General features: G+C 51.9%; 8 protein-coding genes. All 8 read right to left on the reverse strand.

Features of this window, described 5'->3' with window-relative positions:
- Positions 1–17: 17 nt before the first annotated feature.
- Complete coding sequence (locus tag D328_RS0108885) at positions 18–4,565, reverse strand: non-ribosomal peptide synthetase (RefSeq protein WP_018884640.1); 4,548 nt, start codon at positions 4,563–4,565, stop codon at positions 18–20.
- Positions 4,558–8,169, reverse strand: coding sequence for a condensation domain-containing protein (locus tag D328_RS28655; protein ID WP_324608928.1), 3,612 nt, complete (start codon positions 8,167–8,169; stop codon positions 4,558–4,560). Before D328_RS28655 ends, D328_RS0108885 begins: the two co-directional genes overlap by 8 nt.
- On the reverse strand, positions 8,093–9,373 hold the full coding sequence (locus D328_RS28660) for a cation:proton antiporter domain-containing protein (protein ID WP_018884642.1): 1,281 nt from the start codon (positions 9,371–9,373) through the stop codon (positions 8,093–8,095). The genes D328_RS28655 and D328_RS28660 overlap by 77 nt, the downstream gene beginning before the upstream one ends.
- Complete coding sequence (locus D328_RS30215; RefSeq protein ID WP_018884643.1) at positions 9,366–13,409, reverse strand: condensation domain-containing protein; 4,044 nt, start codon at positions 13,407–13,409, stop codon at positions 9,366–9,368. The genes D328_RS28660 and D328_RS30215 overlap by 8 nt, the downstream gene beginning before the upstream one ends.
- A gap of 35 nt (positions 13,410–13,444) precedes the next feature.
- Complete coding sequence (locus D328_RS0108900) at positions 13,445–14,773, reverse strand: hypothetical protein (protein ID WP_018884644.1); 1,329 nt, start codon at positions 14,771–14,773, stop codon at positions 13,445–13,447.
- A gap of 19 nt (positions 14,774–14,792) precedes the next feature.
- A complete protein-coding gene (locus tag D328_RS28670; protein WP_018884645.1) occupies positions 14,793–19,739 on the reverse strand; it encodes a type I polyketide synthase in 4,947 nt (1,648 codons plus the stop codon).
- A 10-nt stretch (positions 19,740–19,749) separates the two neighbouring features.
- A complete protein-coding gene (locus D328_RS0108910; RefSeq protein ID WP_018884646.1) occupies positions 19,750–20,094 on the reverse strand; it encodes a hypothetical protein in 345 nt (114 codons plus the stop codon).
- Between the two features lie 20 nt (positions 20,095–20,114).
- Positions 20,115–20,420, reverse strand: a 306-nt coding sequence (locus D328_RS31185; protein ID WP_026281086.1) for a hypothetical protein, incomplete at its 5' end; no start/stop codon positions are given.

Below are 20,420 nucleotides of genomic sequence, written 5' to 3' on the forward strand. Positions count from 1 at the left end.
CCTTATTCTTTAGCAGCTCATGCATGAAACAGTTCATTTAATTCGTGCTGTGACAATTCGATGGTAGCAAAATCTGACGGTGTAAATCGGGGCCGCTGCACATTCGTACAATGGCGAATAAGACGATCAAGTCTACTTATATAGCTTTGCAGCCAGACCTTCGGACCATGATTCAGGAAAGTACGATCTCTGCAGCGTATCTTCATATGGAATTTTCCTTGAACCATGTAGCTATTCATCTCGAGCATTCCTTTGTACATATTGCTCTGTGCGCAGTCATCCTCCTGAAGGGATAGCTCGGTAGTGAACCATTCATTGTCCAAGGTATCTGCGATACGCCCCAGAAAATTAAAACGAATAAACTCTCCCCGTGCAGCTGACCGATGACCCTGTATATTCCGCCCTTGCCGAATCTGCTCCTTAAGCGATTGGATCTGCTCCCGCTCAGGAAGAGAAGTTATAGTAAGCATTAGCCAATCCATGCTGGTGAACCAACCGACAGTTCGGCTGAGATCCAGCTCTGGCCACGGGGCTTGTCGGCCATGTCCCTCCACCTCTACGTCCAGCTGCTGTCTGCCAGTTAGGTCATTGACAGTCAGCGCCAACGCAATGAGCAGAATATCCTCAGTATGCGTATGATAGGCAAAGTTCATGGACGATAACATGTACGGATCCAATGACCGTGTCAATTCGCCTGTCGCATGAAATACGTTATTTTCCAATTTCGCCGAACTTGAATTAAATTCCTCCTCATACTCCAAAATGGATACTGAAGAATGCAATTTATTATTGTGCAAAGCCACGGCCCATTCCTGATAGGAATGTGTTTTGGCCGGAAGCTGCATAGGCAATCCGTTCGAAAGCTGTTGCAGCAGCAACTGGACATCCTCCAGCAAAATACGCCACGATACAGCGTCTACAGTGAGATGATGGGCGGATACCAGCAGTCGCAGCTCTCTCGGTTGCAGCAAAAAGAAACATCCTCTGATCAACAAACTATCGGTAAGCTCAAATCCGGACTTCATGGCTGAAGCGATTCGATTCATCTCAGATTGCTGTGCTGCCCGGCTCAGGCCAAGCAAATTTACCTGTTCAATGATGCCAGTAGCCGCCAGATGTTTTTCGTTATAAAATAAGGTGCCACGAGAGAGATTGTAATTGATTCGCAAGGCATCATGATGTTGTACAAGCTTTAGCCAAACAGCCTCCAATTGTGTTGTGGTTACCGGCTTCTTGAAATGCAGGAGCACAGACTGGTTATAATGTTCCGGATTGGGAAGAGACTGAGCAAAGAACCAGACACTCATTGGTGTCGGCTTAATATCCCCTGTGCGTGGCTGCTGACCAATATGTTCAGCTTGTGTCCTGGTCATGTACCTAGCCAAATCTCGCAGATGCGGATGCTGCAATATATCTGATGTATGGAGACCGTACCCTCTGTCTCTGACGGCAGCGGTTACCTGGATAGCGATGATCGAGTCCCCGCCAAGTGCATAAAAATCGTCCTCCAATTGAATGGAATCCTGACGCATAATATCTCTCATACCTGCAAGCAAGGCTTGTTCCTCCGGAGTGAGGTTATTCCCGTTCCCGGGCAACAGTGGCTGAAGATCTCCCAATTCAGGAAGTGGCAGGGCTTCTAAGGAGAGTTTTCCGTTTAATGTAAGTGGCATTTGGTCTACTGTGATTATAAATGAAGGAATCATATACTCAGGCAGCTCCATACGCAGACAGTCCTGAAGCTCAGGCGGCGTCAGTGAATCCCCATGATGATCAGCCTGCCGCACGATATACGCGCAGAGCACCTCACGTTCCTGTCCTGATATATTCCGCAAGACAACGACTGCTTGACGAATCTCAGGCTGCTGAAGCAGGTGCCGCTCAATTTCAGCCGGCTCAACTCGATGTCCCCTGACCTTAAGCTGGCGGTCTGCCCTGCCGCAATACATAAGGAGCAGTTCTTGTGACTGTACGCAGCTAGTATCATCATTTCCAGCCATTGCAGGAGTTAAGTACATTCCCACATCTCCAGTCGCATACATTACCGTACCTTGCCTAAAAGGATTAGCGATAAATGCAGTATAAGTCAGCTCCGGTTGATGCAGGTATCCTCTGGCAACTCCCTCACCTGCAATATAGATTTGTCCCTTCACTCCTGTTGGAACCGGATGCAGGTGCCGATCGAGTACATAGATCTGCATCCCCCTTGCAGGAGTGCCAATAGGCACCGTCGTAAGCGGACATGTCGGATCATAGCGATGAATCATGCAGCCGACGGTCGCCTCTGTAGGTCCATATTCATTGAAAATGTGAACCTGCTCCAGCCATTCTTTTCCTAATGACTCGCATAAAGCACTTGGTAGGGCTTCGCCGCCGACAATCAGCGTTCTTAGTCTCCCTGGGCCGTTCTGGACATGACGCAGTAAAGCTAAATGGGATGGCGTCAGCTTGAGAACTGTTGCCTCGCCTGATTGGACGACCCGATACAGCACGAAGTCAGCATCTGCCTCATAAGGATCGTAGATGTCAATCTGGTGCCCGGCAATCAAGGGAGTGAATATAGATGTAACCGTCAGATCGAAGGCAATCGAAGTATACAGAGCGAAGACTTCCTCTTCTTCGGTGGTGTATGTATCATTAGCCCATTCGATATAATTAAGCAACGAACGATGCTCGATCATAACCCCTTTCGGCTGTCCTGTGGAGCCGGACGTGTACATGATATACGCAAGATCGCTCTCGTCTGGATATGCCTCTGGAGCCGCCGAACTCTCAGTACGGAATGTCTGATGGCTTGCAAGGTCAATTACCTGTACCGCCTCGACAGCAGCACCCGCTGCCTGGCCATGAGCACAATTCGTAAGCAACAGCTCACAGGAAGCCTCGCGCAGCATCCAGCCTAATCGTTCCAATGGAGACTGCGGGTCCATCGGCAAATAGGCAGCACCCGCTTTAAGTACAGCCAGAATGGCGATCACCATGTCAAACGAGTGCGTGCAGCAGACGGCCACGATGGCCTGCCGATGCCCTATCTTCTTGCGCAGCCATTGTGCTAACTGATTGCTTGCCTCATACAGCTGCAAGTAGCTCAAGCAACGACCATTCTGTCGTACTGCAATGCGGTCGGGGGTTCGTCTTGCCTGTTGATCAAATCTTTCAATGACCGTTGCCGCAGATCCATCCGCTCGATCAGGCTTCTGGATATCATTAAATTGCTCCAGCACAGCCTGCCTGTCCGCCTCCAGCAGCAAATCCATCTGATCCAGCCGCACATACGGATTAGCAGCCCACTGCTCTATCAGAGCGCAAACGCCTTTATACATAACATGAATGTCCGATTCTTGATAGATGGCTGTCTGAAAGTCGATATCAAAGCTCAATTCGCCCTGCTCGTACCATTCCCGGATAATCCATTGCAACGCATAAGGCTGATATCCGTTATAGAACTCAAGGTTCTCAACAGTATGGTCATTCATTCGTATGCTCAGCCTGTTGTTATAGTAATTGACACAAGCTCCATACAGGCCCCTGATCCCACGACTATGCAGCTCCAGGTCCCGTACGATTTGTTCATATGGATATTGCTGATGACGGTAAAAAGCCGCCAATTGGCGGCTAATGCTCTGCAGAGTCTCTTGCGCTGTGCTTGTTTCATCCAGTACAAATCGGCAGGGCATTGCATTGGTGAACATCCCGCACATGCTCTTCTCCTGTCTTCCCGAACGGTTCAAGACTGGAGTGCCAAGGACAATATCGGTGTGTCCTGTAATTTTGTTGCAATAGACCAAGTACAGGAATACGAACAGGACATTCAGGGATACGCCACAGCAATTGGCGCATTCCCGGATCATCCCCGAAGTATGTGAATCTATGATGTATGTTAATCGTTGCCCAGTCGGAGATGAGGAGGCTGTCTCGGTCCACATTTCCGACGTTTCTGCGAATAGATTTTGCCAGAAAAGCTTGTCTTTGCGGTGCCGCTCGGATTGAAGATACGCCCTCTCCCTGGCAATGTGTTCCCTGTATGACGGAAGCAGTGACAACTGATCAGAGGCATCATGCGTTAAGCCCTGACACAGCATCTCATAACTGCTGCTGATCTGGGTAGTTAGCAGTTGCATCGTCCAGCCGTCAGCAATGAGATGATGCAACACGGGCAAATAGCCGAACATCTGCTCATGTAGACGGAAGATAGAAAAGCGGAATAAATCCTGATCCAGCAAAGCGAAGCGAGTCTGTGCGTGATTCTCTACCCACTCCTTCAAGGCTTGTTCAGGATTGGCTTCCTCCGCGAAATCTACAAACTCAATATTCGGTTCTTGATATTGCGCCACATACTGCTTCACCTGGTTGTCTCTTAGGCACATATGCAGCCGAATGCCATCATTGCGGTATATAAATGTATGGATTGCTGTCCTGAGGATTGACGCTTGGATCGGGCCGTGTATAATGACAGGTCCTCCGATATTTCCCATAGGAATATCCGGGTGAAGTTGCTCCAGATACCAGATGCGCTGCTGGGCTCGCGTAAGTTCATATTCTATGGGAATCTTAGGCTCACTCATGATCTTCACTTCCTTTGCTTGCAGGGTCTTGCTCTTGCTGCTGCTGTTGTGCAAACCATTGATACAGCCCGTTATAATAGCTCTGCTCCAGCGCAGGCAAACGCTGCAATCCTTCCAGTCCTCTCGCTAACGATTCCGGTCTGAACTTCGAAGAGAAGCGAAATTTATCTATGACCAAGGCCAGAGATTTAACAGACTCGATCATGTCTTCCACAAGTTGACGCCCTCCAAATGAAGACGGTAGCAAGCGATTCAGTCGATAAGCCTCCACGTATTTATGTCGTAAAATAGCCGTCATGGAGGACGAGATCAAATCTGCATCGGTCTTGAGCTGCATTTCGTTCAACAGACTGGAATCAAGCTCCCGAATCAGTTCTTCAGTGCGTCCCAGGCGCTCTGTCAGCAGTCCGCGATGCGCCTGCATGGCGCCTGCCCAGTACCTCCATGCCGCACTTTGATCTGCTGGAGACACCTGCGCGTCCGACCAGAATGCCAGGAAGGACGGATATTGCTCGCTTACTCTGAAATGCTCCAGTAGACCATTATAGCATTCCAGCATTTCCTCATAGGACATATGCTGCTCTGCATAATCCAGCCCATTAATATGGCTATGCTCAAAGATGCTGAACTGCCGCAGCTCCTTATCAAAACCTGTAACCAGCAGTGTATGAGGCCAATGCTTCGTATGATACGTATCCTGACGGTATCGCTCATAATAGCAATCAATGCGGACAACTACAGGACGCCCTCCGGTGAGTGCCCATTCGATATCTGCAATGATATTGCGACTGATGGCTCTGGTAGTCACCTCGAGTCCACACTTGCGGATCAGACGCAGGATATCCTCCTGCGGCATGAAGTCAATCTCGACCAGCAGGGGCTGACGGCTATCCCTGGCGCTGTAGATGAAGACATCGTTAGCCAGAAAAGGATCAATGCTTGTCCCGAAATAATCAAGAACAGAGAACAACGCATTATAAAAACAATCTTTATAAAAGAGTTCGTTAAAAGGTCTTATCCCTTCCAGCTTCCGCTTTCCAGAAGTGATCATTATTCCAGGATCAGCTTCCTCCTCCACCACATCTGCCAAATGACTGCTCAGTATGTGCTCATAGATAGACAGGAACTGCCCTACAGGCGCCTCCTCCAACACTGCACTGCATTGCACTGTGATGTAAAGACGCTGATCGGTAATTACGCTGTTAATGTCCATTTGGTGTGTAGCCCCAACATGCTCTTGAACAGTGCCAGCCGTGGATAAGCTTGACAAGCTGAAGACTTCTGTATTCCATTCCTGCTCAAATTCCCCCAAATAATTGAAGCTTATTGGTGCGTCGGCCGTGTCTCCATGTTCGCCAAGCAAATGAGGAGCAAGATAGCGAAGCACACCATAACCAAGTCCTCTGTTAGGGACCTGCTCCAGCATACTCTGGATGCTCCGCACGTCATCCAAGTAGCTCCCTTCTTCAGCCTGCAGCAATACGGGATACAACGAAGTGAACCAACCCACAGTGCGGCTTGTATTGATATCATCCAGTACTTCCTGACGTCCATGTCCTTCCAGATCAACACGAATGCGTCGAATGCCCGCCCATTTCTGCAAAGCGCGAGCAACCGCGGCGAGCAAGTAGCTGTCCATACTGAGATGAAGTCGATTGGACTGCTCCTTCAACTGCTCTGTCTGCACTCGTGTAAATGCGATGTGTCGCCGCAGAACAGCCTGCTTCTCGCTCAACGGTTCTTCCAGCATCGCATCAGATGGTACAGGCAGTCCTTCTACCGGCGCTATGAGCACTCGTTTCCAATAAGAGGCTTCGCTGGCTATAGCTTCACTTGCAGCATATTGTATCAGTTGGTCGGCCCATGCTTGGTAAGAGTGAGTCTTGGGACTCAAATGGAAAGCCTCTCCTTGCTCCAGCGCAGCATAGCCGCGCGCAAAATCTTCAAGCAAAATACGCCAGGATATCCCGTCAATCAACAAATGATGAAGATGAATCAGCAAATGATCCCCCTGAGAGGTCTGAAACAATGTAAACTGGATCAGCTGTCCCTGAAGCCACTGAAGTCGCCCTCTGGAGGCAGCTATGGCTGTGTTAACCTCCTCCTGCGTCAATGCTTGCTGTGTATAGTCCAGAACAGTGAAGCCAAAATTAGTATCATGTTCGTCCCCAATATACTGATGCACCGTACCGTCGCTCTGTTCATACTTCATGCGCAATGCATCATGGTGACGCATCAGAAGTGTCCACACATCTTGTATGAGCTGCTCCTGAAAGCCTGTTGCCCGGTACAGCATGACAGCTTGGTCCAGTGGCTCGACGTATCGCGCCGGATCAGAGAAAAACCAGTGCTGAATCGGTGTAAGCATAACTGGACCGTTCACAGCTTCCTGGCTAATTACATGCTGGACCTCCTGTAAACCGCTTGCTGCGAGCTCCGCAATCGTGGGATATGTATACAGATCCCGCATCTTTAGATTGTATTTCCACAGCGCTGCTGACAGACGGATCGCTTTAATTGAATCGCCACCAAGCCGAAAGAAATTATGATGCATGCCTATTTGCGTTACACCCAGCACCTCGGACCACGCGGCTGCAAGTTCAGCCTCGAGAGCATTCCTTGGTGCCACATACAAGGTCGATACTCCTGCTTCCTCGATCGGCTCAGATACATCAACCACCAGATCCGAACTAGTATGAGAATGAACCAGTGCTGCAATGTCTTCTTCGAATGCCAACGCGGCATCTTCCATCCGTATGGATGGAGCTGTCATCACACTCTTATAATATTGTTGCAGCACATGTGCGATCTGTTGCACATACGAGGATGAGAAATACGCAGAGTCATACAGTAGTCTCAATTGTAAACGTCTGTTGTACAATGCAAATCGAAAGTCCAGCATCCCCGGTATAGCATATATGGCAGATGAATCATGAATCCTATCCATAGATGCCACAATAGGAAGCTGTGGCTCGTTGCCCGGCTGTGTCCAGCCCAATTCCTCGAAGATGCGGCTCAGTGGATAATGAGCAAATCGACAGGCTTCAGCGAGCACCGATTGCATCGATTCACTGAATTCTCTAAAGGTCTGGTCTGCCTGCCACACATATCGGATAGCCAGTAGCTGCACATGTCTATTCACAGTTGCATCAGACACGGGGCGAACGACAGGCATACCGATCAGTATATCCTCCTTTCCTGTTGTTCGATGCAGCAAATCCACAACTCCTGTCAACAAGACGATGAACAGGGCTGCACGCGCAGGGCCACAAGCATCAAGCAGTTTGGCGGACACAAAATTGGGAAACTGGTAGCAGTACTCCTTCATCTCCACACCTCCATTACCACTTCGGACAGCAGTGCCAGCATCCCCGGGAAAAGCGGCAGGCTTGCTGCTTCCCCGCAGCCTGTGTACCCAATATTTGCGCTCATGCTCATATCTTCCACTGGAGATCATAATGTTCTCTGCAATGTGATCAGTTACTCTCATTTTCGTCACCTCACTTTTCGGCAGCAACTTCTTGAACCTAATACGTCCCTCTCTCCTGTTCCATTGTGGTACGGCGAGTGTGTCGAGACAACAGCGAGTCTTTACTGAACGCACGCTGAATGGTAAGAAGAGCCGGCCCCGTCATGCATGTAGTAATCAGTGTCATGACTACCATCGCCGCAAAAATCTCTGGACTAATGATTCCGAGATCATATCCGATATTCAACACTGTCAGCTCCATCAAGCCACGCGTATTAAGAAGTACCCCCAAAGAAAGAGAATCTTTCCACGACAAGCCAATTAGGCGTCCTGTCCCTGCAGCTCCGCCCAATTTTCCGATGATCGCGATTAGAATGATTCCAATGGTGACTAACCATAGCCCCCCTTGGCTGAATAGCAGTAGATCGGTCTTGAGACCTGTCAGCACAAAGAAAATAGGTAAGAGCCAGGACAGACTTACATACTCAAGCCTTTTTGTAATTTCTTTAAGAAACACGCCATTACGAGGCATAATGACACCCGCCAGAAATGCGCCGAACATCGCATGAATGCCTATCATTTCAGTCATCCACGAAGAGCTGAACAGGATGACCAGAACTACTGTGAACACAGTCATGCTCCATGAGCGTCTTAATCGTCCAAGCCACTCTCCGTTTAACAAGGGGCGAATCACGAAGAGCATGACCATGATATAGAGCAGTGTGTATAACACTGTAATTAGTGCCCCGCCAGTGCTTCCCGAGCCGACAGTCGCAGTAACAAACGCCAAAATGCACCATGCAGAGGCATCATCAATGGATGCACACATCATAGCGGTCGAGCCCAATTCTGTATGATCTATTTTCTGGTCACGAAGAATGCGCGCCAGAACTGGGAACGCCGTTATACTCATACCAGTACCCATAAACAGAGCGAAAGGCAGGAACGGAATATTAGCCGGTGCGTAGCTTGGATATAACAAGAAAGACAATCCTACTCCAAGAAAGAAAGGAATGATGATGCTAGTGTAGCTAATGGCGAAAACACTCCGAAACGTTTTCTTTGATGCCCCAATATTCAGTTCCATGCCTACGATGAACATAAAAATCATAAGGCCAAGCTGGCTTAACATATCCAGGGCACCGAGCGATTGAGCTGGAAAAATGATAGCGTGTGCGTCAGGAAATATCCGCCCAAGCAGAGATGGTCCAAGAGTAATCCCCGCCAGAATCTCTCCAATCACACCAGGTTGTCCCATCTTGGACAGCATCCATTTGAATACGGCAACAACACTGATGATCAGTACACATTGCATAAGCAATAGAGCCAGGTTATTCATACGGGAACCCCTCTTCCACGCATGCTTCCCGCATCAGAGGAATGTACATATCTCCCAGTCTGATATCAGGTGATTCTATACCTGCAGCGAGTAGGCTCAAATACGATGACATGAGCCATTGGATCGTAGTCTGCTTGAATAAGCTGTCAGAGTACATAAAGCACACATTCAACTGACCTTCACCGGATTCAAAGACGTCAAGCTGTAGATCAAATCTTGTATCTGTCGGTATATAGTAAGGCTCCACCTGCGCTCTTCCCAGCTTCACTTCTGGATATTTCATGTTTTGCATAATGAACATTGTCCGGAACAACGACTCCACAGTTACTTGATGCCGCTTGCGCAGCAGCTCTACCAGCATTTCGTAGGGATACTCCTGGTTAGCGTAGGCATTAACCATGGCGCTTTTTGTACGAGTCAGAAATTCCCGGAAGGTTAGCTCCTCCATTGGACCGGTGCGGATGGCCAAGGTATTCACAAACATCCCCACAATTCCTTCCAATCCTTTGTTGTTTCTCCCCAAAATGCTTGTGCCTATAGAAATATCAGTTGCTCCGATCCATTTGGACAACAGTACGCTATAAACTGCAAATAAGACCATGTTATGTGTCATGCCCTCGGCAGCACTGAAACGGATGAGCCGCTCATAAAACAACTTGTCCAGTTCATGGACCTCCAGCGTCTCGCTCTGCTTCTCACCTCGTCTTTGTGGATAATCCACAGGCAGCTCTTGACTGGGCAAGCTCTGGGAGAACACATCCATCCAGTACCTCTCCTGACGCTGAAGCGTCTCCGACTGCAAGGCATGGAATTGCCAGTTGGCATAATCCTTATATTGAAGTGTAAGGGAAGGCAATGGCTCACCTTCGTACAGATGTGAGAACTCGCCAATCAGCACGGCCATTGAAGCACGATCCGAAATGATATGATGCATATCCAGCAGCAGAGCATACGACGAATCTGAGAAGCGCATAAGGACCGCCCTGAACAAAGGCGCTTGCTGCAAGTCAAACGGCTGCACAAAGCCTTCCAAATGCTCCTGATTGAAGGCAGGCTCAGGACATTCCACTACAGTGAGCCGAAAATCAACTTCAGCCTGTACCCGCTGCCTGTATTCCCCCCGAATTAGATGAAAGGAGGTACGGAGCGTCTCATGCCGCTGTATCAAGGTATGCAGCGCACTCTGAACTCTCTCTACTTCAAGTCTGCCTTGTATCAACAAGACCCTGGGAAGATTATAGGCGATTCCTCCTACCATCTGATCATGAACCATCATTCGCATCTGGGCAGACGACAATGGATAGTCCTCTTGCCGCGGAGCTGGCTTCATCATCCAGGACTCGGCCCCTTCTGCCGGCTTGGCCTCAAGGAAGGCCGCCAGCTCGGCCACCGTCGGATGCTGCATCAGCTCCGTCAGACTTGTCTCTGCCTGCATATGCTCATTCAACCGATTCGCTATTCGTATTCCGCTGATCGAATCGCCGCCCAGTTCGTAATAGTTCTCATCCACCGCAATTTCCTCCAGCCCCAGCTCGCTGCCCCAAACGGTCGCCACCTCCTGCTCCCGCTCGCTGTACACGCCGCTGGCACGCCCAATCAACCGCACCTCCGTGCCTGTTCCTCGTTCCCAGGCGTCCTTTGCCTCAGAGGATTTCGGGCGGAGTGAGCCCCCTTCGGTAATCGATTCGATTGACGCTGACGCGGATAACGAGGCCTCCGTCTGCCTTCCCGCTGCTTCGGTCATCTCGGCCACGGCGGAACTGCCTGAATCCCGCGCTCCCCGTCGCAGTCGATCGGTACGTCGCTGCTTCGGCGGCTCAACCTCGCCTTCCGCATGTTGGGCGGCAGCCCTCGGACGCCGGAACAGGCTGGCATGCGCTTCTTCCAGGTACCAGCAGGAGACTCGCTCCAGCGGATATTCCGGCACGGCGACCCGCCGCAGTCGCACCTGCGGCATGCGCTTACGGTACCATGCCTCCCATGCGATATCCGCTCCGGCGCTGTACTGCCGCGCCAGCTCCAGCATCTCGCCAGCATTCAGCGCGTCTTCGCCCCTGGCAGCAGCTTGGCTGTCCACGATCTCGCCGGACTCCTGCGACATCTTCGCAGCGGCAGACTCGCTGGCCGCACGGCCCAGTACGGTCTCGCACACGCCGTAACATATTCCCTCCAGCCCAGGCGGCGTTCTGGAACCGTTCAGCTCAAGCCATACGGCTTCCGTCTCCTCGATCAGCCGCTTCAGCTTGGCAGCCAGTTCCGCGCGAGTACGACCGACCAGCGCCAGACGGTACTGGTAGACATCTCGTCCAGTGGCAGCCGTATAGCATATTGACTCCAGCGAATCCTTGCTCTTCAGCATGAATTCACTGTACGTCTGTATCAAGGACCGTAACGTCGCCTCCGTCCGTGCCGACAGCACCAGCAGATGAACCGTCCCGGCATGCGTAGCGCCTTCTCCGTCGCTCCCCCTCCAGTCTGGTTCATTCTCCACAGGCTCCAGCACTTGCTCCAGCGGTCCTGGAGCCGCCTGCTCACGCCGCATCTCTGGGGTCCCAGACATCACGTCGGTGGGCCCGCTGGCCAGCTGCGCCGCCTCCAGGGTCTCCGGGGCCTCTTCCAGCACTACATGGACGTTCGTACCGCCAAAGCCAAATGAATTGACGCCGCAGCGACGCGGCGTCGCTGCCTTCTCCCACACCCGCAGCCGATCGTTCACATACACCGGGCTAGCGGCAAAGTCAATGTGCGCATTCGGCTGTTCAAAATGCAGCAGGGGCGGCAGCTTCCGCTCCTGTAGAGCCAGCACGGCTTTGATGAGCGACGCCATGCCCGACGCCGCCACCGTGTGCCCGATATTCGCCTTTACCGCAGACACGGCGCAAAACTGCTTCCGCGAGGTCTGCGTCTCAAACGCCTGGCGCAGCGCCCGGATTTCGATCGGGTCTCCCACATACGTCCCGATTCCGTGCGCTTCCACATACGACAGACTCTCGGCTTCCACCCCGGCGTCCTGCCACGCTTGCGTCAGCACCTGGGCCTGCGTCTCGGCTCGCGGCGTCGCCATCCGCCGCGTCCCTCCGTCATTGTTCACCGCGCTGCCCCGAATGATCGCCTGCACGGGGTCCCCATCCGCCAACGCCTGCTGCAGCGGCTTCAGCACCACCGCTCCTGCCCCCTCGCTGATCAGCGTTCCTTGCGCAGACTCATCGAAGGTGCGTACCCGGGCGCCCCCGGTGACGATTCGATCGATCGGGTTATCCCCGCTGCGCAGCAGCCCGTCCTTCACGTTGATGCCCCCGGCAATCGCCAGCGTGCACTCCCCCTGCTGCAATGCCCGGCACGCCTGATGCACCGCCACGAGCGCGGAAGAGCAGGCCGTATCAATCAGGAGGCTCGGCCCGGTCAACTTCAGCACCTGGGAGATGCGGCTAGCCAGCACCGCCGCATAGGCCCCGGTCAGCGCCAGTGGGTGCAGGTTGCCGACATATTCGTTGTACAGGCTGACACAGGCATGATCCCGCCCGATGAACACGCCAGTAACGGTGTCTGCCAGTCGCCCCAGCGTGAGCCCGGCATGCTCGGTAGCCCGGTATACGGTCTCCAGCATGATCTTTTGCAGCGGACTCATCAGGAGGGCCTCCTTGAAGGAGATGCCGAAGAAAGCCGGATCGAACCGGTCTACCTCCTCCAGATAGCCGCCCGGCTCGCAAGCGTCCTCGGGAATCTCGGCCACGCCGAACAGACGCTCATAGACGGGAGCCATGACACGGCGTCGCTCCGCCCCCGGCAGACCGGTCTGATCCTCGCCCGCCGCGATCCGGTCCCAATACTCGGGCAGGCTGGAGGCCCCGGGAAAGCGCACGGCCATCCCGATAATCGCGATATCCTTCGCCCGCGCAGCCTGCGTCTGCCGCACCTCCGACCCCAGCGGCTTCTCCTGTGCTGTCCCCAGCTCCTGCAGTAGCGCAGCGGCTTTGTACCTGGACAGCTTGCCTAAGGCTACTTGATTGAGAATGTAGTTTTTAGCCTGCGTCACAGTCTGTTTCTCCTTTCCGCTTGATGATGACACACTTATACCGATGGCACAGCAGGCTCCGACAAAGATGCCAGCTCACTTTCCAGCACAGCGATTTTCTGTTCCCATTCGTCCGGCCACAAGTCCTTGGCGATCTCCTCACCCAGCGTGCGGAACATGCTCCTCAAGGAACCTGCATTCCGCTGCCTGTCCTTCAATGCAACATAGCTCGCATAGCTCTCCGTATCATGCAAGCCTTTGTAAGCCTCAAGCAGTGCAGCTACATTTTTGTCAGCAGCAAATTGCTTGAAGGCATCACCAAGGACGTTGATGCATGCTGTCATTTCTGGGTTCTCACGGTGAATGCCAAGCTGCAATTCTAGATAAGCAGGGAAGTTCAGCGGACTCAAAACCATCCGCGACAATAATTCGGGCCTTTCCTGGCTAACCTGAATGATGGCCTCGGCCACTGTGAATACGGATGGCATACCCGTCTCCTCCCCTCTCGCCAGACCAAGCTCGCTTAAACGGGCATTCGATTGCAGGCCCCGATGCAGGTATCCTTGAAGCGTTTTTTCTTTGCGGCTTAACGGAGAGCACAGCACATAATGCGCTCCAAGATCACACAGCTTGAAAAAAGTTTCCTTGAACAGCTGAATGGACCACTCCTCGGTTACCCCCGGCAGCCCTATAAGAATATTGGCACTCATTTCGCATCCGGTATCTTTAACGATTTGGATCGCCTCGACGATTTTGCGTTCCCTTAGATTTTTGTGAATCCAGTGGTTCCTCACCCACTCATTCCACACTTCAATTCCAACCTCTACCGCTACCTTCTTGCCGAGCTTGTCCTTCCACTTCAGCAGCCGTTCATGAGTTATGCTGTTTACTCTGGTCTCAAAGATGGTCATGTAGGGACGTCGGCTGAACAGACTCTCCTTATTGAACATCTCATCAAATGCCTCGTCAGGAATCTCTTCCGGATTCAGACAATCATGTCCTGTAACCAATTCGACCGTGCCCGGCTTGGGGCTCTTTCCTCTCGCGTGATCGAAGCTGAAGCGCATCGCCTGTGCATATAAGTCAGGGCGTCTTGTCTTTAAGAGAGATACAACAGCGAGCATATCGGCATGGAATGACATATAATCACACATGCTGCAGCCAGCGAATGTGCCGCTCTTATGGTTATGGGCGCAGCCTGTTGTGAGCACTCTGGTCATGTTGATCTCGCGTGAGTTCACTACAAAATTGTCCGCATGCTGCAGTCGATCCTCCACAATGGCATATAGCTCCTCATCCGATAGCTGCTCAGCTTGCAGGTGTGCCTTGCGATATTCCTGCGATACCGGCTCCCATATTTTGGCCACTACTTCCGTTATGAACAAGTGATCTCTCCCCTTCCCCTCAGGTCAATATTTGTTCCGCCTCAGCTACGGAAATATCTCCTTTTTCCAGCTGCTCTAGCACTGCAAGTATACGTATGAGCGCCTCCTGTTCCACAGCTGCAGAAGCATCGTTAACAGGTAGTGATTCAGCAGCCTGCGAACCAGTAGTTTGCAGTTCAATAGTTTGAGATTCAATGGTATCTCCACCTGGATGCACTGCATTCTCTGTTTTCTGCATCAAAAATGCCGCCAGCTCGCTGACGGATGGATAGGAAAAGATATCAGAAATGCTGATCTGATCCGGAAATTCCGGTTCGATCCGCTTCAGCAGCTCCACAGCCAGGATTGAGTCTCCGCCTTGATCCATAAAGTTGGCATAAATATCCACATCAGTCATCCCCAGCACCTCTGCCCAAGCACGGGAGAGGTGCAGCTCAATGGAAGAATAATCGTGGTTGCTCCCTCTGCCGGATGTCGGCAAGCTGTTGGCTGTCGAAGGATTGTGCAGACTTGTCGTAACTTGGTTTCCAGCGGCAACATTACCATAAGTTGATTCCCCATTTGTTGTCTTGATGGAAGCAGGGACATTGACCTTACGGCTTTCATACTCAAGCTTCTGCTCAATAGAGTGCGACAACCGAAAAGGCATAGAACCTGTCCGTTCCGTTTCCTTCAGGATCGTTATATTCAGTCGACCAGCAATTACTTGGCTTGGAGAACCAGACGATAAATCATTCCTGGTCCCTGCCAGCACTCTACGGAATATGCCCAGCGCTTCCTCTGTAGGCAGCATGTGGAAAATCCCGTCATCCTTCAGCTTATGATCGACCGCCATTCCGGTCTCCTTCCATGGAGCCCAGTTCACGCTGACCGTGTTAAATCCCTTGTGGCTATGATAGGCAGCAAATGCATCCATATATGCGTTGGCCGCCACATAGTCGCTTTGTCCCGGGTATCCGTAGACAGAGGAAATGGATGAGAACTGAATCCAGAAGTCTAACCGCTCTCCTGCAGTTACGCGATCCAGCACATCCGTTCCCTGGATTTTCGGAAGCAATACAGCTTCGAATGCCTTACGTATCTTGGGCAGAAGGTAACCATTCCCTGCAACGCCGGCACAGTGGACTATACCGTTAATAGCCCCCAGCTCGTTATGGATGCTGCTGAGTATACGTTCCATTGCCGTACAATCGCTAACATCTACTGCGTAGATGTGTACAGCCGAGCCTGCCTGCCGTATCGAATGCAGAATTTGCTGTCGCTCCGTTCCCTCAATCTGTCCGCTACGGCTGAGCAAAGCCAACTTTACAGGCTTTATTCGGCTCAGTTCACGTGCAATTTCAAGCCCGAGCCCCCCTGTGCCTCCGGTAATAATATACACTCCTTGCTCCCGAATACATGCTTCAGCTCCTGACGCAGACGGTAGGTTCACTTCCTCCAGCTGTTCTACATAGCGGATACCGTTGCGGTATGCAATGTAGAATGGGCTATCGGGTTGCAATAGCTCTGACAAAGCCTGTTCTGCTGTGAAAGTCCCGTCCACATCTACCGCTCGCGTTTTAATAGTCGAGAACTCTTGATTAACTACCTGGCAAAGCCCAACCATTGCGGCATGAGCGGGATGAATCTCTGACGCATCAGAGGTAACACTGCGGGCATGACGGGTGAATAACGTTACATCTACCGGGTGCACCAGACGCATCGCAGCAATGGCCTTGACCAGATGGAAGACACTATAGACGCCGTCCTCAAGGCGCGCATTCAGTTCTTTATTCGATGTGCCTGCCGTTAGACAATGAACGATCCGCCCCAGACGGCTCGCTCCAAGCTCATTTACCAACCTGTCGTAATCCTCCTGTGTCCGGCCAACCGTATACCTGTCTTGCATTTCGCAAGCGAAGCCGTCACCTGAACGTACTTCAATAACTTTGCTACCGGCATGCATGAGCTGTGATATCATACTACGTGCCAGTTCGCTTCCATCGCTCATGACGAGCACGGGACTAGCTTGCCTTGCCAGTCGTTCCTGTGCTTTGATTGCAAGCTGTGTTGCGGGAGCATAACAAATTCGGTAGAACTCCGGCTCCGGCGATGCCAGACGCCATGATGGCCCTGATGTCGGAGAGGCTTGCTGCTGCCTGCGATGGACCTTTTTGGTTGTTAGCTGCTCCACCTTGGCGATAATGTTCGCAGCTTCATCGACAAGCAGCACATCATAAGACACTACCTCCAGATTAGCGGAGCTGTGCGTACGCTTGACATGACTATATAGCTTTCCGGGCAGTCTACTGTAGATAGAGAAGGACTTATACGAGAGCGGAAGATACATGCCATTGCCTGTGCTCTGGGTAATCGCATTGACGGCCATATCTAACAGAGACGGATGCAGCTCATAATCCTTTAAGTCCGAATAATATTCGTCCGGCAGCTCCAGCATGGCCAGCACTTCTTCTTTTCCTGCCTGTATGGAACGGGTTACCTTGGACCACCGAGGACCGAATTGGAAATCCTGGGCCTGCTCTGCCTGATCGGCTGTTACGGATAAATCCACATGGCGCGTGCACTGTTCAGTTATGCTTTGTAGATCAACGCGTGACGGCTGTGGCAAGGACCCAGAGGTCAGCATCGTGCCCTCGCAGTAGACGGTCCATTGATTTTCGGCGGCAGTAGTCGTTTGCGAAGCAATCACGAATTGCAGATGATTCCGATGACGTGTAATCATGGTCTGAACGTCCTTGGTCTCTCCTATAGGCACCACAAGAGACTGTATAAAATGAACATCCCTGAATTCCAGGAAATCACTATCCATGTACCTGCGGGCACATGCGCGAGCCATTTCCAGATAGGCTGTACCAGGCATAATAAAGGCATCTGCCAGACAATGCTCATTGAGGACCCAATGTTGCTCTACACTGAATCGTGACCAATACACATCGTGATCAGGAGTCTGTACCAGCAACTGGTCCAGCAACGGATGGCCGCATGGTTGCGATGTAGGAGGAAGCTCAGCCTGCGTCAAGCGGTCCGGCACGTTGAGCCAGCATCTTACTGGCTCAAATACATAGGAAGGCAGGCTGACCTTCCTGTCGCTGCTGTAGTAATAAAGCTCGTCCCACTCCACTTCGGCCCCCTGGACATACAATCGTCCCAACTCCAGCCACAGTCCCTCCAGAGAGACAGACGACGGTGAGGGCACTCTTTGCTCATTCATAATCGCTTCCAAGCAGCGAGAAGCCAGCAAGCTCAGTTCCTGTCTTTGAGCACTGTATATTTCACCCTCCGCCGGGACTGGCTTATGATCCGCAATGATCTGATGTCTTGCCCACATGATTCCAATCTGTTCTAACTGTTGCTCCTGACCCGACAGATTCTCCACCGATTTCAGTGCTTCCAGCAGCTGTTCGCGAGTCTTCACCACAATAGCAAGACGGTAGGCATAATGCCCTCGCCCGATATGAAGCGTATGACATATGGAGCCGAGATCCAGCTCAGGCGACGAAGCAATGCGATTGTGAGTGGAACCGATCAACCGTACAAGAGACTGCTTACTTGCAGCTGACAATGTAAACAAATATATGCCTGGTGCATGTGCCGTTCCATGTACATCCCTGAGCTCATGCCCGCTAGACGGTTCCTCCAGGATCAAATGGCAATTCGTGCCGCTCAGGCCGAAGGAGCTTACCCCTGCTCTTCTTGCCCCGTTCTCCGCTTTCCATGCCTGTAGCCGATTTACTACATACATCCCAGTATCTTCAAATGGGATGTTGCGGTTCGGCGTGCCAAAATGCAGGGATGACGGAAGCTCCTTGTGCTGCATAGCCAGTATCAGCTTCACCAGTGAAGCGATACCCGCTACATTGTCCAAATGCCCGATATTCGTCTTCACCGAGCCCACGCCGCAAAATTGCTTCCGGTCCGTATATCTGGCAAAAGCACGGCTCAGTGCATCCATCTCTACAGGGTCCCCCAGTCGCGTACCTGTGCCGTGGGCCTCCACATAGGAGATGGATTCGGGATCAATACCAGCATCCTCCCACGCACTGACGATTACCTCTTCCTGGGCAAGCACATTGGGCGCCGTGATGCCTACGGATGCACCGTCTTGATTCACAGCACTGCCCTTGATTATCGCATAAATGTGATCCTGATCTCTCTGTGCAGCATGGAGAGGCTTGAGTATCAAAGCAGCACTACCCTCACCAAAGACTGCGCCATCTGAATCATCATCGAATGTACAGACTTTGCCCTGTTCTGATTCGATGCCTAGCTTCTCATCCGTGACGATTGGCGAAAGGGACAACCGTACACCTCCTGCGATAGCCATATTGCATTCGCCACTGCGCAGACTGCGGCATGCCAGATGCACGGCGACCAGGGATGACGAGCATTCGGTATTCACGATCATGCTCGGGCCCCGCAAGTCAAGAATATAGGCAATCCGGCTGGCTACAATGGAACTGAGATTACCAGCTTCAGCTACAGTGGACGACGAGGGCTCCACCTCGGCTATATATTTGCGGTATTCACCCCTTGGCGTGAATCCGACATATACGCCCGTACTGCTTCCCGTCAGCTGCTTCCCCCCATACCCGGCATCTTCAATGGCCCTCCAGGCGGTTTCCAGAAAAACACGCTGATGGGGGTCCATTAAATCGGCTTCCTTTTTCGATATCTTGAAGAAGGAATGATCAAATGCATCAATCCGTTCCAAGTAACCGCCTTCAGCATACCGAAAGCCCGTCTGACCGGGAGTGCGGTAACGAAGATAGGCTTCAACATCCTTTTTCCGTACATCCGGAAAGTCCCCGATACAATCGGCACCACTTCTTAAATGCTCCCAATATTCCTTTGCGTCAGCAGCCTGTGGAAATCGTACATCCATGCCAATTATGGCTATATCATTACCGGAGACGGCAGTGATATCCTCCCATATCTCATCCTTCAGATCCAGATCCAGTTCAAGCATAGCGTGTCCCTCACTTTAAACTGTAAAATTCGTTTCTGAACTCTGCTAACGCCCCTCGTAGCAGGTAGTCAGTTCCTGTAGCCTGTAGCAGTTCCTCAATCCTGTCCGCTTGCTCCTGCAGAGGCACCTGCTTAATTTGAAAAACCTTCAGCAGCCCATGTAGTGCCTGAACAATCTCCTCGTCATCCGGTTCACTTTGCTTTTTGGTTAAGGTGGTCAGGCGCTTTTGAATAGCCTTGTATGGCTCTATTACTTCGGACAAGTAGACCGATTCCTGAGCCTGTCCCATGTTGGGGGTACATGCCATATGTCGAAGACAACCGGCAAGGAATCTGATTTTGTTCAGATCTGTCATCAACCACACCTCCATCCTCGTTAGGCTTCATTAGTCGGAGTCCCAGCAATTCTATCCACTACAGAAGTCAGCAACCGGACATATCCCGAGAACAGCCGCTTCATCCCTTCTGCCTCCAGCCGTCTGGAATTGTAGCTCAGCTTCAGGAGCAGCGCTTCCTTCGTGTCTGCCGCTGTTCCCGTCCGCTCCCAGGTGCACGTCAGGATCAGATCATACCCTTGCTCCACCATCCGCCCCGGACCGCCGGCGCCGCTGCGGAACAAACCACGCACGCCTCCCGCACGTATAGGCTCCCGCTGCAGCCGGATCACCTGCTCCGGCGACAG

This window comes from Paenibacillus massiliensis 2301065 = DSM 16942, from assembly GCF_000377505.1.
In the GTDB taxonomy this organism is placed as follows: Bacteria; Bacillota; Bacilli; order Paenibacillales; family Paenibacillaceae; genus Paenibacillus; species Paenibacillus massiliensis.